The organism is Chamaesiphon sp. OTE_75_metabat_556, assembly GCF_031378165.1.
In the GTDB taxonomy this organism is placed as follows: domain Bacteria; phylum Cyanobacteriota; class Cyanobacteriia; order Cyanobacteriales; family Chamaesiphonaceae; genus Chamaesiphon.
On the sequence record NZ_JANNDR010000294.1, the window covers coordinates 1 to 15786 of the forward strand.

At 41.9% G+C, this 15786-nt stretch carries 13 protein-coding genes; 7 read left to right on the top strand and 6 right to left on the bottom strand.

Features of this window, described 5'->3' with window-relative positions:
• The 7 genes from RMO27_RS11865 to dxr all read left to right on the top strand — a co-directional run.
• Positions 1 to 938 (top strand): hypothetical protein (locus tag RMO27_RS11865; protein WP_309732666.1); only part of this gene is annotated, 938 nt, incomplete at its 5' end.
• A 107-nt stretch (positions 939 to 1045) separates the two neighbouring features.
• Positions 1046 to 2974: a 1-deoxy-D-xylulose-5-phosphate synthase gene (dxs, locus tag RMO27_RS11870; RefSeq protein ID WP_309732668.1), complete on the top strand. Its 1929-nt coding sequence runs from the start codon at positions 1046 to 1048 to the stop codon at positions 2972 to 2974.
• A 121-nt stretch (positions 2975 to 3095) separates the two neighbouring features.
• The gene (gene ispG / locus RMO27_RS11875; protein WP_309732671.1) at positions 3096 to 4328 is read left to right on the top strand and encodes a (E)-4-hydroxy-3-methylbut-2-enyl-diphosphate synthase; all 1233 of its coding nucleotides are present in this window, start codon (positions 3096 to 3098) and stop codon (positions 4326 to 4328) included.
• A 132-nt stretch (positions 4329 to 4460) separates the two neighbouring features.
• Positions 4461 to 5429 carry a geranylgeranyl diphosphate synthase CrtE gene (gene crtE / locus RMO27_RS11880; protein ID WP_309732673.1) on the top strand — a complete coding sequence of 323 codons (969 nt, stop codon included), beginning with the start codon at positions 4461 to 4463 and terminating at the stop codon, positions 5427 to 5429.
• A gap of 22 nt (positions 5430 to 5451) precedes the next feature.
• Positions 5452 to 6654, top strand: a complete 1203-nt coding sequence (locus RMO27_RS11885; protein WP_309732676.1) for a 4-hydroxy-3-methylbut-2-enyl diphosphate reductase — start codon at positions 5452 to 5454, stop codon at positions 6652 to 6654.
• A gap of 38 nt (positions 6655 to 6692) precedes the next feature.
• Positions 6693 to 7631: a 4-(cytidine 5'-diphospho)-2-C-methyl-D-erythritol kinase gene (gene ispE / locus RMO27_RS11890; protein ID WP_309732677.1), complete on the top strand. Its 939-nt coding sequence runs from the start codon at positions 6693 to 6695 to the stop codon at positions 7629 to 7631.
• Between the two features lie 117 nt (positions 7632 to 7748).
• The gene (gene dxr, locus RMO27_RS11895; RefSeq protein WP_309732679.1) at positions 7749 to 8945 is read left to right on the top strand and encodes a 1-deoxy-D-xylulose-5-phosphate reductoisomerase; all 1197 of its coding nucleotides are present in this window, start codon (positions 7749 to 7751) and stop codon (positions 8943 to 8945) included.
• 236 nt (positions 8946 to 9181) lie between these two features.
• On the opposite strand, the gene RMO27_RS11900 is transcribed toward dxr, so the two are convergent.
• From RMO27_RS11900 to RMO27_RS11925, 6 genes are all read right to left on the bottom strand, one after another.
• Entirely contained in the window at positions 9182 to 9991 is an 810-nt protein-coding gene (locus tag RMO27_RS11900; RefSeq protein WP_309732681.1) for an SDR family oxidoreductase, read from the bottom strand.
• A 152-nt stretch (positions 9992 to 10143) separates the two neighbouring features.
• Positions 10144 to 10941, bottom strand: a complete 798-nt coding sequence (locus RMO27_RS11905; protein WP_309732682.1) for an SDR family NAD(P)-dependent oxidoreductase — start codon at positions 10939 to 10941, stop codon at positions 10144 to 10146.
• A 137-nt stretch (positions 10942 to 11078) separates the two neighbouring features.
• Positions 11079 to 12128 carry a hypothetical protein gene (locus RMO27_RS11910; protein WP_309732684.1) on the bottom strand — a complete coding sequence of 350 codons (1050 nt, stop codon included), beginning with the start codon at positions 12126 to 12128 and terminating at the stop codon, positions 11079 to 11081.
• Between the two features lie 143 nt (positions 12129 to 12271).
• Positions 12272 to 13627 (bottom strand): cytochrome P450, encoded by a 1356-nt coding sequence (locus tag RMO27_RS11915; protein WP_309732686.1) that lies wholly within the window; start codon positions 13625 to 13627, stop codon positions 12272 to 12274.
• A gap of 48 nt (positions 13628 to 13675) precedes the next feature.
• Positions 13676 to 14353, bottom strand: coding sequence for a hypothetical protein (locus RMO27_RS11920; protein WP_309732688.1), 678 nt, complete (start codon positions 14351 to 14353; stop codon positions 13676 to 13678).
• A 171-nt stretch (positions 14354 to 14524) separates the two neighbouring features.
• Complete coding sequence (locus tag RMO27_RS11925) at positions 14525 to 15556, bottom strand: LuxR C-terminal-related transcriptional regulator (RefSeq protein WP_309732692.1); 1032 nt, start codon at positions 15554 to 15556, stop codon at positions 14525 to 14527.
• Between the last annotated feature and the right edge of the window lie 230 nt (positions 15557 to 15786).

The following is a 15786-nucleotide window of genomic DNA, read 5'->3' on the forward strand; positions in this document are numbered from 1 at the left end:
GTAAACGCTTATTAAGTCAATCCGCTTCTAGTACGCAGTTGTTGGCTCCAGTACAACATAAATCACAGTGTATTTCTGGCTTTTGGCAGTCACATAATCCTGTCAAACACAAAGCTATTTCTCGGACGTATCTCAACTTACACCCACACATTTCATCTAAAGATATAGAATATGGCGTTTGGCCGTGTTTAGTTGCAAACATTGAAACCTGCTTTGCTGTAGCAGATTCAATAGCTAGTTCTTCTGTTGGTTCACTGGTATCACAAGGGCTGATTAATCGATACAAAGCTGTTAGTGCTCTGTTAGAAGAGCCAGAAATGGATTTATCACGCCGTATTCAAGTAGGTACTGATTCTATTCTGGTGATTCCAACACTGGCTTATTACATTAGTATCCTAGCTGAAATTGTTCAGCCAATTGATAACTTCCAAAATCTTGTCAATAAAAGTTCACTAGTTGAAGTGCTTAACAAAGCAGCTCTACTGGTACGATTAAGCAACGATCTTGGGATGTTAGTTACCCAAACAAAAGATGAGCGGATATCATTAATTGATAAGCTCCGAATAATTCACGGCAAAGCTGGTGGCTCAATTAAAACAATTAACGAGCTTTTACTTCAAGCGGAAAAAGAACTTAACTCCGTCCTGGCGCGAATTTACAAAGATGCTCAGCTGCGTGAGTTTAATGTGTGTTTGGGCGATGTTGAACTCGATAATGCGCTATCAGTAGATGAAGCATTAATTATTTTTGAGCAAAGACTTGAATACTTTTCACAGCTTTATGCTCAAACCCGTGCCCAAATGATGACACTTTTAGAAGAAATGAGTGATTTGTTTGGCGATCGCCGACCAAGCTCACTGATTAGCCGTTTTGTTATCTTTCATGAACAGCTTTATACTTCACCATACAATCAAGCTACAGGTGAATACTGTGTCTAAACACATCATTTTGACAATAAACTAGTAAACTCATCAATTAAATTAGACCGATCTAGCTATTAAGGCAAAATCATTACAACCGACCTATTTAAAGGAGAAAAAATCCTATGAATCTGAGCCAAATTACTCATCCAAATCAATTGCACGGACTATCAATTTCAGAATTGCAAGAGATTGCAGGTCAAATTCGTGAAAAACACTTACAAACGGTAGCCAAGATTGGCGGTCATTTAGGTTCGGGTTTGGGAGTGGTCGAACTTACGTTAGGGTTATATCAGACTCTAGACCTAAGCTGCGATAAAGTAATTTGGGATGTCGGCCATCAAGCCTATCCACACAAGTTATTAACGGGGCGGTATCACCGTTTTCATACGTTACGCCAAAAGGATGGAATCTCTGGCTATCTAAATCGTGGTGAAAGTCAATTCGACCATTTTGGAGCAGGTCACGCTTCAACTAGTATCTCAGCAGCTTTAGGGATGGCTCTAGCCCGAGATATTAAAGGTGAAAACTTTAAAACGGTGGCAGTAATTGGTGATGGTTCGCTCACAGGTGGTATGGCGCTAGAAGCCATTAATCATGCAGGCTCCTTGCCCAACACCAACTTATTAGTTGTCGTCAATGACAACAAGATGTCGATTTCGGAAAATGTCGGCGCACTTTCGAGCCATCTGAATAAACTACATCTTAGTACTCCAGTAGATTTACTCCAAAAATTAGAGGTACAGTTTGAAACGCTGGCACATGTAGAGTCTACTCCCGCATTGAATCAGCTCAAACAAGGGATCAAATGCATGCTAGCACCAAAGAGCAGAGCAGTATTTGAGAACCTAGGCTTCACTTATATCGGTCCAATTGACGGACATAATCTAGAGGAATTAATTGCCGCTTTTTCTCACGCACATCAACTAACAGGTCCGGTATTGGTACATGTCACAACAGTCAAAGGTAAAGGCTATGAAATTGCCGAACAACAACAGATCGGCTACCACGCCCAATCCAAATTCGATCTAGCTACAGGTAAGGCGATCTCTTCTAGCAAACTCAAATCCCCCAGCTACTCCAAGGTGTTTGGTGAAACCCTCACCAAAATTGCGAAGCGCAATCCGAAAGTAATTGGGATTACCGCCGCTATGTCCACAGGGACAGGACTAGACATCCTCCAAAAACAACTACCAGGTCAATACTTTGATGTGGGTATTGCCGAGCAGCACGCAGTAACACTAGCAGCAGGTTTGGCTAGTGAGGGAATGCGCCCTGTGATTACGATCTACTCAACCTTCCTCCAAAGAGCCTACGATCAGATAGTTCACGATGTTTGTATCCAAAATTTACCGGTCTTCTTCTGCATGGATCGAGCAGGCATTGTCGGTTCTGACGGACCTACTCATCAAGGTATGTATGATATCGCTTACCTACGTTGTATTCCAAATATGGTGCTGATGGCTCCTAAAGATGAAGCTGAACTTCAGCAAATGCTGGTAACTGGAATCAACCATCCAAATGGTCCAATTGCCATGCGATATCCACGCGGTAATGGCTATGGTGTTCCCTTGAAAGAAGAAGGTTGGGAACCCTTACCTATTGGTAAAGCAGAAGTTCTTCGCCATGGCAGCGATGTGCTGATGGTTGCTTATGGTTCGATGGTCTACCCAGCACTTCAAGCCGCATCCGATCTAAGTGCACAAGGCATCGAGACCACTGTGATTAATGCCCGCTTTGCCAAGCCATTAGATACTGATTTAATTTTGCCGCTGGCTGAGAAATTTGGTCGCGTGTTCACTCTCGAAGAAGGATGCTCGACTGGTGGTTTCGGTTCTGCTCTTGCCGAAGCTTTACTCGATCGTCAGATCGTAATTCCAGTGATTCGGATTGGTGTCTCCGATCGGTTCGTTGAACATGCTACTCCAGAAGAGTCGCTATTAGATCTTGGTTTGACTAGTTCACAAATTGCTGAACGCGTCAAAAAAGAAGTGAAAGTATTCCGAAATGATGTGGTTGTCCAAAAGACTACTGCTGTTGCCATGAGCTTGTAAAGTCGAACAGTAGTAACTAGGAACTATTCACCAAGCAGAATTTTTCTGCTTGGTGGTGTAAACAGTTGTTAATTACTACTTCTTCCTCATTGTTTACCATTAGCCATTAATCTAGTAACCTATGCAGACTCTTTTAACTCCAACCGCTCCCGATCTCAGCTTAATTAGCACCATTCCCCGCCGGAAAACTCGTCCGGTTCGGATTGGTGATATCACTATTGGTGGTGGTTTTCCAGTGGTAGTGCAGTCAATGATTAATGAAGATACTTTGGATATAAATGCCTCTGTAGATGCAATTCGTCGCCTACATGCTATCGGCTGTGAAATTGTTCGCGTTACGGTACCTAGTTTAGCTCATGCTAAAGCAGTAGCCCAAATCAAGCAAAAACTTGCAGAGACTTATCAAGTTGTACCCCTGGTAGCCGACGTTCACCACAATGCGATGAAAATTGCGTTGGAAGTTGCCAATCATGTAGATAAAGTGCGGATTAATCCAGGGCTATATGTATTTGAGAAACCCAACGACCAGCGCACCCAATACACTCAAGCTGAATTTGATGAAATTGGGGAGAAAATTCATGAAACATTGGAGCCGTTAATTGTATCCCTGCGAGACCAGGGCAAAGCGATGCGGATTGGTGTAAATCATGGTTCTCTATCCGAGCGGATGCTCTTTACTTATGGCGATACTCCAGAAGGAATGGTGCAATCTGCTTTAGAATTTATTCGGATTTGTGAATCTCTGAACTTCCATAACTTAATTATTTCTCTCAAAGCTTCTAGAGTCCCGGTCATGATTGCGGCTTACCGGTTGATGGTGCAGCGCATGAACGAACTAGGAATGGAATACCCCTTACATCTGGGTGTCACCGAAGCGGGTGATGGTGAGTATGGTCGCATCAAATCCACCGCCGGAATTGCTACTCTGCTAACGGATGGGATTGGTGACACCATCCGCATTTCCTTGACGGAAGCACCAGAAAAAGAAATTCCCGTTGGCTATAGCATTTTGCAAGCGTTGGGGCTGCGGAAGACGATGGTAGAGTACGTCGCATGTCCATCTTGTGGTCGGACCTTGTTTAATCTGGAAGAAGTACTGCATCTAGTGCGGGAAGCTACTAAACATCTGACAGGTTTAGACATTGCGGTCATGGGCTGCATTGTCAATGGTCCAGGAGAAATGGCAGATGCAGACTATGGTTATGTTGGTAAACAGCCTGGTTATATTTCCCTGTATCGTGGGCGTGAAGAAATCAAAAAAGTGCCAGAAGCGAATGGAGTTGAAGAGCTGATCGATCTGATTAAAGCGGATGGTCGGTGGGTCGATCCTGAAGATTATTTACTTGCAGATTAAAGTAGGCTAAAAGCTAATATTTGACAGAAATTTTTACACTATGAAAGTTAACAGTTGGGATAGGGCGCAGGTAGTAATAAACCTGTCTCTAATCATAAGCAATGGCAAGAACATCTAGATACTGTGAGGAAAATGAATACTCAAGTTTTTGAACAAAATTTACAAAATCTTCAACCCGAACAACATCAGATATTCGAGCACGAAATTGCCAAAGCAAACTTCGACCTCAACAGCTACTTATCAGAACGCAAAAATCAAGTCGAAGCGGCACTCGCACAGTCAATTGAAGTGGTCTATCCCGAAAAAATCTATGAGGCGATGAACTATTCGCTGTTGGCTGGAGGGAAACGGCTGCGCCCCATTCTGTGTCTTGCTGGCTGTGAGCTAGCTGGAGGTACTGTCGAAATGGCGATGCCAACGGCCTGTGCAGTGGAAATGATCCATACCATGTCTCTCATCCATGACGATCTACCTGCCATGGATAACGATGACTATCGGCGAGGTCGGCCAACAAATCATAAAGTTTATGGCGAAGATATCGCCATTCTTGCTGGTGATGGACTGTTAGCTTATGCTTTTGGATTTATTATATCTAAGACTCAAGATGTTTCAGCACCAAGGCTGTTGCCGGTTGTTGCTAAGTTAAGTTATGCCGTTGCCGCAACTGGTTTAGTCGGTGGTCAAGTTCTCGATCTCGAATGCGAGGGCAAGCAGGCTATTGATGTAGAAACTCTCAACTTTATTCACACCCATAAAACAGGTGCTTTATTAGAAGCTTCAGTTCTTTGTGGTGCGATGCTGGCCGGAGCTGATGATGAGGTTTTACAAAGACTGTCTCGCTATGCTCGCAATATTGGTCTAGCATTTCAGATTATTGATGATGTGCTGGATATTACCGCAACTAGTGAGGAACTGGGGAAAACTTCAGGTAAAGATGAACAGGTTCAAAAAGCGACTTACCCAAGTTTGTGGGGCATTGAGGAATCTAAACACCAGGCAAGAAGATTAGTTGATGCCGCCAATATCGAACTCATTCCCTTTAAAGAAAAATCGCTGCCTTTGATGGCGATCGCGGAGTACATTACAAATCGAACTCACTAAATATTAAGATCAGGAGGATAAAATGGACACAAAGGCATTTAAGCGATCGCTTCATAGCTCTGAAAACTACCATCGCAAGGGCTTTGGACATGCTACGGAAGTAAAAGAAATGCTACATTTTGAATATCAAAGTAATTTGATTCAGCAGATTCGGGAGAGTGGCTACACTTGGCAACAAGGCAACGTGACGATTCAGCTCGCAGAGGCGATGGGCTTTTGCTGGGGAGTGGAACGAGCGATTGCCCTCGCCTACGAGACACGTCAGCAATTTCCGAGCGAGCGGATTTGGATCACTAATGAGCTGATTCATAATCCCTTAGTCAATGAAAATATGCGGGATATGCAGGTAGAATTCATCCCGGTTAATCAACAACAGCAAAAAGATTTTTCAGTTGTGGCCAAAGAAGACGTGGTAATTTTACCTGCCTTTGGGGCTAGTTTTGGGGAGATGCAATTATTAAGCCAAAAAGGCTGCAAAATTATGGATACAACCTGTCCTTGGGTTTCTAAGGTGTGGAATAGCGTCGAAAAACACAAGAAAGGTGATTACACTTCGATTATTCATGGCAAGTACGAGCATGAGGAAACGATCGCGACCAGTTCCTATGCTACTAAATATCTGGTCGTTCTGAATCTGCAAGAAGCTGAGTATGTCTGCAATTACATCCTCAATGGTGGAGATCGTCAAGAATTTTTGACTAAATTTACTCATGCTTATTCAGTAGGATTTGATCCAGACACCGACTTAATCAGAGTAGGAATTGCTAATCAAACCACGATGCTCAAGGGCGAAACCGAGCAAATTGGCAAGTTATTTGAGCGGACGCTGATGCGTAAATATGGTGCAGATCGAGTCAATCATCATTTCCTGAGTTTTAATACTATTTGCGATGCCACTCAAGAACGTCAGGATGCGATGTTTCAACTCGTAGAACAAAAGCTAGATCTGATGGTAGTAGTTGGCGGTTTTAACTCTTCTAATACCACGCACCTTCAGGAAATCCCCATTGAGCGGGGAATTCCCTCCTATCATATTGACAGCGCAGAGCGGATTGGGCCAGGGAATCGAATTGAGCATAAAAAGTTACATCAAAATTTAGAAGTAAGTGAAAGCTGGCTACCACCTGGTTCGATTGTCGTGGGAATTACCTCAGGGGCTTCTACTCCAGATAAAGTTGTGGCTGATGTCCTTGAGAAAATTTTTGACATCAAGGCGACTGCCTAACCACATCAGCAAATATTCAAGTTTCTAAAATCTTCCTCATGCAATCTTATTCCCTGACAGCCGCTGCCAAAATTAATTTGTACTTAGAGATTATTGGTGCTCGTCCAGATGGATACCATAATTTAGCAATGGTACTCCAAAGCATCGATCTAGCCGACCAGATTGACTTGCGTCCATTAAACACCAATGCTATTTGTTTACATTGCGACCATCCAGAAGTGCCTCAAGATCACACCAACCTGGCTTATCAAGCAGCCGCATTGATGGCAAAAAACTTTAGTGATGCTTTTAGCAAGTGTGGTGGTGTAGACATCACAATTGAGAAACGGATTCCGGTGGGAGCAGGATTGGCCGGTGGTTCTACAAATGCTGCGGCAGTTTTAGTCGGGTTGAATTTGATGTGGGATCTAAAACTGAGTGAGGAAAAATTACAATACTTCGGCTCTTTATTAGGATCTGATGTACCTTTCTGTATTGCTGGTGGTACCGTCCTGGCTACATCAAAAGGCGAATCTCTTGCTGCGCTGCCACCATTAAATAATTCCTATCTAGTGATTGGAAAATATCGCAGTCTGTCTATTTCAACAGCTTGGGCTTACCAAACATTTCATCATCAATACTTAAAAGATGATGCGATTGGCGACAATTATCAGCAGGAAGTGCGGTTAGCAAAAATGCTGTCGGCGATCGATTATCAGAATGAGCAGCAAATTGGTCAGTTGCTTTACAATGACCTAGAGCGAGTCGTATTGCCGCAACATCCACAGGTACAGCGATTGCGAGACGAATTCCAGCGGCTGGGATGTGCGGGAATGATGTCAGGTTCTGGCCCCTCTGTATTTGCCTTGACTAACTCTAAAACTCAAGCACAGCAGGTTGTAGAATCAATTAAAATAGCGATTCCTGACCCCGATCTAGAATTGTGGATTTCACAATTTACCTCTTCGAGTATTCGGGTTGCATCCCTTTTAAAATAATTTTCAACTCGATCGTCAAGAGATTAAGTAGATCTCCCATCTGGGACATTTCGATATCTATAAATCAGCAATTTCGGACAACTAGAGCGAAATATTAATTTTTAGGAATATACTAACGTGAAAGCAATTTCTATCCTGGGATCGACCGGCTCCATTGGTATTCAAACTTTGACTATTGTTGCTCAATACCCTGACAAATTTCGGGTGGTGGGATTAACGGCAGGACAGAATGTAGATTTGCTGGCTCAACAAATTCGCAGCTACCGACCCGAAATAGTCGCGATTCAAGATGTGCAAAAACTACCCAAATTACAGGCGGCAATCGCAGATATTACGCCCCAGCCGATGCTGCTAGCGGGTGAAGCTGGAGTGATTGATGTTGCCCGCTACGGCGATGCGGAGATTGTGGTGACTGGGATTGTGGGCTGCGCTGGTCTACTACCAACAATTGCGGCGATCGAAGCAGGTAAAGATATCGCTCTAGCCAATAAGGAAACTCTGATTGCTGGTGGATCGATCATCTTACCCTTGGTACACAAATACGGTGTTAAGTTATTACCCGCAGATTCAGAACATTCAGCAATTTTTCAATGTTTGCAGGGAGTTCCTGCTGAAGGGTTGCGGCGGTTGCTACTAACTGCCTCTGGGGGAGCCTTCCGGGATGATCCAATCCAAACATTGTCAGCAGTAACTGTTGCGGATGCTTTGAAGCATCCCAACTGGTCAATGGGTCGCAAAATTACCATCGATTCTGCCACGATGATGAATAAAGGGTTGGAAGTCATCGAGGCACACTGGCTATTTGGTGTTGATTACGATCGCATTGAAATTGTTATTCATCCTCAAAGTATCATCCATTCACTAATTGAGTTGCAAGACACTTCGGTTTTGGCACAACTGGGCTGGCCGGATATGCGTCTGCCCCTACTCTATGCTCTGTCTTGGCCAGAGCGGATTCGGACTGATTGGCAGCCATTAGATTTAGTCACAGCAGGGACACTAACGTTTAGTGCTCCCGATCGACAAAAGTATCCTTGTATCCAACTAGCCTACGCAGCCGGTCGTGCTGGCGGTTCCATGCCAGCAGTGCTTAATGCCGCAAATGAACAAGCTGTCGCCCTGTTCCTAGCCGGAAAAATTCAATTTCTCGATATTGCGCATTCGATCGAACAAGCTTGCGATCTCTATCATATTCATAACCACTCTGACCCAAGTCTCGATGATATTATCACCGCAGATCGGTGGGCTAGACAGGAAGTTTTGATTGCAAGTCAAACTTTGGAGCATAGAGCAAAAACTTTAGTCGGTGGGTAACGAATTCATGAATATTAGGATCGGCAACAGTAATGATCTCCACCACTGAGTAGCAGGTCGCCCGCTGATTCTAGAGAGAAGAGAGAAGAGGGTATTGGTGTTCATGCTGTAGTTTTGCTGGTGATATCTTCCAACTGAACACCTGATAATCGATCGTGTTTCTTGTTGGGATATCTAAGTCACCGAATGCCCCGAACTCAAACGAACAAGGAGCACAATTGAATTGCAAACCGAGCCTACTTGATTTTCCCCAGCATCATATTTTCGATTAAATACCGCCATAACTTATCTGGAAGTATCGCGTGCAGGAGCAAAAAAGCCTCACCGTAGGGCGAATAACGTAGTCTTCCCGATTTATCGGTTGCTGCCCGATAAATTGTTTTGGCAACACCTTGCGGTGCTGGTAAAGAGTCATTAATCTTCTCGCTAAACTGTTTCACCTTATCGACCATCTTTGTATAATCAGGATGTGTTGCCCAAGTTGTCCCGTGATTGATAAAATTTGTCTTGACACCACCTGGCTCAATAATTTTTACCCGAATACCAAAACGACGTAATTCATAGCGTAGAGACTCAGAGAGTCCCTCGACAGCCCATTTAGTTGCATGATAAGAGGACGTAAGCGGAAAAGCAAGACGACCACCAATTGAAGCAACATTGATAATGGTGCCTCCACCCTGTTGACGCAAAACTGGCAGGACTGTTTGGATCGTTGATACAAGCCCGAAAACATTAGTTTGAAACTGATGCTCTAACCGATCGGCTGTCACACCCTCAAGTGGTCCCATGAGTGCATAACCAGCATTATTAACCAACACGTCAATTTGTCCAAAATGCTCTAATGTCTCGTGGATTGCAGCAGAAATTGTCTCAGGTTTGGTAACATCAAGATACGGACAGATAGCTCTCTTTTCCTGCGACCAATCACCTACTTTGCTGCGCGATCTCATCGTTGCGGAAACATTCCAGCCTCTCTGGAGGAAATATCTAGCTGTTGCTTCACCAATTCCACTTGAAGCGCCTGTAATTAGAACGGTTTTATTCATTGTTACTCTCTAGAAAATAAAATTTTGATATTTAGACAGCTTCTGCTACTGATTTTCATGAGTTGAGAGGAATAGGGAAAACTGAAATTTATCACAAAACTTGTTTGCAATAGATCTAGAGCACACCCAGATCTGCTCTAGATCTGACTCAGTTATGAGAGTAAAAATCCTCCATCCACAACCATAACCTCACCTGTAATATATGCGGACATAGGTGATGCTAAAAAGAGAACCGCTTTGGCGACATCATCCGGTTGACCTATTCGACCAAGAGGAATGCGCTGATTAAATATTTCCAAGGCTTTAAGTTCAGCAGGATCTTTGAATAAAGCCATTGCTGCTTGTAACTCTGCAGTAGCCCCAGGGGTGGCAACGCTACCTGGTGCAACTGCATTCACCCGAATATTATTAGCACCTACCTCCAAGGCTAGAGTTTTTGTAATCATCACCACACCTGCTTTAGATGCGCTATAGTGTGCAAAATTCCGACCGGGATGAAAAGCGCCTAATGAAGCCAGATTGATAATAGCACCACTACCTGTCTCGATCATCCGTGGAATCGTGGCACGGATACAACGCACAACACCCATGACATTAACATCCAGCGTTTTTTGCCAGAGGTTGTCTTCAGAAGTTAGAAACGGATGCGCTGGATAGATACCAGCATTGTTGACTAAAATATCGATGCGACCGCAATCCTTACCAATCCGCTCAATTGTTGTTTGCACTGCATCGGTATCAGTTATATCCATAAACCACGCCTCAGCACTACCACCACTTTCACGAATACTGATAGCAGTTTCCCGAGCAGCCGGCTCATTGTAATCAGTCACGACAACATGGGCACCAGCTTCGGCAAGACGTGTCGCAATTGATTGTCCAATACCCATTGCCGCACCAGTAACAATGGCTGTCTTACCCGAAATATTTAGTAAATTAGCTAGCTTCATGTTTTAGTTCTCATTTTACTGATAAAAAAATGCTCGATTTCGTATTGCTATAATTACTACTCTGAGCACAGTGGAAAAATGTATTCTGCGACAGCATTTTGTTCGCATAATTTAACTTAGATCGGGCGGACATGATTTCATACCACCTTGTTTTTTCGTTTGTACTTCAGTAAAACAATGCTCCCTAAACTCCCAAACAATAAAGTACCGATTGCCGAAGAAGGTTCTGGAACAGAATATGGTTCCGGAACAGTGACAAAGATGAGATCTGTGGGACGGGTGTAACCAGAGCCAAAATTACCAAGAAAAGAACCTGTGTTGCCATCATATTTGAGAACTTGATTGGAACCAAGGCTACTAACATAGAGATTTTGATCTGGACCAAAAACTACTCTATTCGGATTTTCCAAACCATTACCAGCAGCAAAAACTCCCAGAAAATCCCCTGTTTTCCCATCATATTTGAGGACTTGATTACCAAACCAGCTAGTGAGATAAAGATTACCATCTGGACCAAATGTGAAACCAGATGGAGCATTCATCTCGCTACCAGAAGCAAAAACTCCTAAAAAATCCCCAGTTTCCCCATCGTACTTAAGGATTTGGTTGCTACGGAAGCTACTGACATAGAGATTGTCGTCTGAACCAATAACTAGTCCATCAGACCCATTTAATCCACCACCAGAGGCAAAAACTCCCAGGAAAGTTCCAGTGATGCCATCATACTTAAGCACTTCACAACTATTAATAGGGAGACAACCTGTTGTGTCACCATAGTCATTAACTAATTGATCGCCATAGGTGTTGACTAAAAGATTACCGTCCCGATCGAATACTAACTGAGTAGGACCTGGGATGTTATCAGCAACAATACTAATAAATTCTCCAGTTTTCCCATTGTATTTGAGGATATTGTTGCTAAAAAATCCGCTAACGTATGCATTGCCATCAGGTCCAAAGACAAAACCATCAGGTGCAACTAGTCCATTACCACTAGAAATAAAAGTTCCTAGGAATGCTTGTGTATCTCCATCATACTTTAGAACTTCATTTGTACCTAAACTGGTGATATAGAGTTCATTACGCAGAGCTAGAGCTTCGGGAGTAGCAAAATTTACGGCTCCTCCAACGGTAGTTAGATAAATAATGATATTAAGTAGCTTAGATGTTGCCCTCGATTTTAGCATTTTTCAGATGTCCTTTAATAAATCTATTTATGAAAATTTGACACTTTTGTAGATAAACTCACGAAATAATTATCTTGCGCTATTTGCTAAGGCGATCGATTCTCGTTAAGAATTTAACTAGTAAAACCCTCAATGAATTGGATCTATTGTGTCTGCTTACTTTGAATCATCATCTTGACACCACTAGCAGGAGCAAGAGTGAGACCGCGACGTGTCACTTCCTCTGGTTTTGGATCGACCAGCTTCAATTGATAGCTGGTTAGAATGGTCGCCAAAACTATCTTCATTTCATATAGGGCTAAGGCTTCACCAATACAGCGACGAGTACCATTGCCAAAAGGCATAAATTCAAAGGGAGTATATTGTCTTTCTAAAAACCGTTCTGGTCTAAATTGATTGGGATATGGGTATAAATCCTCACGCTGATGTAAAAGATAAATACAACCAACCACGTCAGTACCCGGTGCTAATTTATGTCCTAGTAATTCAACAGGTTCTTCTACCGATCTTTGGAGCGTCAATAAAGACACGGGATAAATTCGCAATGTTTCATTGCAGATAGCAGTTAGATAGGGAAGTCTGAAAATAGTTATAGGGTCTAGAGGTTGATTGAGAGTTGCTAGTTCCAGCAATAGCTTTTCCCGAACTTCAGGCAAATGATGAATCCAGTAAAATGCCCAAGACAGTGCGGTAGCGGTAGTTTCATTACCCCCGAGCATGAGAGTCATCAACTCATCTCGTAGCTCATCTTCTGTCATTGGGTTCCCCTCTTCATCCCGAGATGACAGCAGCAATGAGAGAATATCGTTGCGTTCTGAGTCAACTTGCGCTCGGCGTTCTCGAATCTCAGCATAAAGCAGTACATCAATTTGCCGCTTGATCCTGACAAATTTGCCCCAAAGACTCACATTACCTAAATCACGTTGCAGCCAAGGAAAAAAGAGAAATGCAGCAGTTAAAGGAGAGTTGAAAAGACCTAATAATTCAGCACTTAATTGCTTCATTTGTTGGTAGCGTTCTCCCTCATTTAAGCCAAATACTACCTTTAAAATAACTTGAAGCGTAATTTCCTGCATTACCTCGGCAGCAAAGAAAGGTTGGCCTACTGGTAGCTGATCGAAGATTTTACTAGACAGATTAGAGATAATTTCACCATACGTATATAATCGCGATCCATGAAAAGGAGGCATGAGGAGCTTCCGTTTTCGATCGTGACGCTTACCTTCAACTGTACCAACAGAATGAATACCTAGAATTGGTTGCAAAACATCATTAGTAGGCGCACTAAACTGCTTTTTGTCGTTAGCAAAAATTTGCTGAAGAGCTTTTGGTTCTTGAACAAAAACCAAAGTGCTACCAAAACCACCAAAGCCTACTATTTTACCAGTAAAAATATCAGGATAAAGCTTCACTGCATTTTTCAAGTAATTTACAGGGTCTGAAATCCAATAAATCTGTTGCAAAAAAGAGTTGGTTCTGAGTTCGTTAATTAGTTTCATGTCAATCTATACCTACCCATGTTTATAAATAACTATCCGTTCAAGTATTTATTTTAAAACAACATTTTCGTTTTGAATTTCTTGACAAACCAAGACAAGACTTTGTGTTTCTTGGTAAACTAAAATAAAATATATAAAGTCAAAAATACAGAACCCCGCAACACACAAATATAAAATAGATGACATCTGCGTAAATAAACAAAAAGCCATGGCAATACAGAGTGATCCGAGTAACTTGAAAAATGCTATGTAAACAGATTGACCTTCTAATCTGTTCCGTTTAAGAAACATTGAGCAAAACATTATAGACATTATAAAATTATCTACTATGCCAATAAATTTAAATGCATCAGAATAAGACTCTCGAAAAAGACTATCAACTATACACATAGTTGTCAAGTAACTAAAAACTAAGACAAGGATAAAATGAGGGTAAAATAATTGCTCTGGGAGCTTTTGCGAGAATTCATTCTTACCATACTTTAAGTATAAAAATATGAACATTACATCAAATAATAGCCAAAACATATTAATGTACTTTTCAAGAGGGCTAGGTGGGTAAATAAATGAGCAGATAAAGTCTCCTGCAAAATTAGCACATGCCATAATTACCGGCATACCAAATGTTTTATCTTTAAAGCTTTGTCTGACAATTAATATGTAAGTTACAATCCCAAAGCCTACACCAGTTAATAGTATGGAACTAAAAATATCTAAATTATTCATTTTCACATTATTTCTATTTGAATTTCAAGAATGGAGTCTAAATAATATTAGTAAAATAACTAAATCATACTCGATCAAATATTTAGATGCTCCATAGATATTACGGAGACGTAAAACCAAAAATACTGTAATTCATCATCAATTAATTTAATTGTGAAAACTAGACTCTAGTTAACTAAGAAAATTATTTGCTATTAGTGCTGCTTGAGTGCGATCTCTTACATTCAAACGACTGAGGATTTTGGAAATATAATTTCTGATTGTCCCTTCTGAAAGACAAAGAGTTCCAGCGATTTCTTTGTTATTAGATCCAGAAGCAACCATCTGTAAAATTTCCTGTTCTTTTTGAGTTAAGTTTAGTGACTTTAACGAACGTATTTTATCAGTCGATCTCTCCATAGCTATATCTTGTAATAGATAATCCTGGGTTAGACGGAGATCTACACTTTTCATATCTAAAACGTTATCAAAATGACCAGTATTGTTTGGAGTCAGCACCTCCTGTAAATGCATTAGAGAATTGTGCAGTTCTTGTGCTAGGCGATTGCGTTCTTCAACAACAGTAGACTGTTGTACCTCTTGCTTAACTTCATCAGCTAGGTGAGTTATCTGGATCGCTAGATTAACCTGATGTGTTAGCACCTTCACTAGTTCAACCTCGGTAGTGCAAAAACGTTGATGCTTTGTACTGTAAACGGCTAAACAACCAATCACTTTTGTGTTATGTATTAAAGAAACTTCTAAAAGCCCTTTAATACCTAGGTCTTTTATGTACTCACGCTGCAATGGCTGTAATTCAGAGTAATTGGCCATATCATCAATGATGATAAACGGGCTGTCTTGGGACTTCGTCAACCAAACCGGATGCTTTCCAATCGCCTCTAGCTTAAGTGCCCTTGGATATTCTAGTAATTGCGATCCGGATAGAATTTGACCTTCACTGTATAGCATCCGAAGGCAGCGTGTTTCTGCTTTCGAGTCTTGAAGCCAAAGTACACAGCAAGAAACAGTTAACTGTTCGGCAATAGCGCATAGCACTTGAGGCAGCAATCTATCGATGTGTGGTTCTGCTGTCAATCCACTTAAAGTACGACACAGCATCTGTGTTTGCCTTTGTGCTATCTGCTGAGTTTGCTTAAGTTTTGCTATTTCAATTTGTAAGAACTTATTTTCCTGGATAATTTCTGTAATATGCTGTTTCATAGCCTGAATTTCTAAATCTTCATACAGAGTGTTTACATAAAATCAGAGTTATCGATAGTCAGAACAGAACCAGATCGTGGCGAAAAGCAGAATTGAGAGAAAATAGTACGCTAACGATTTCTGGCGTTGCTGAATCAGGGGATGATTTTCTTGTAGGGGTGCCCCGTCTTGTCGTTTTTTTAGTCGGGGGTTTCCCCCGACTAAAAACACCGCTTGTGGGTACCCTTACT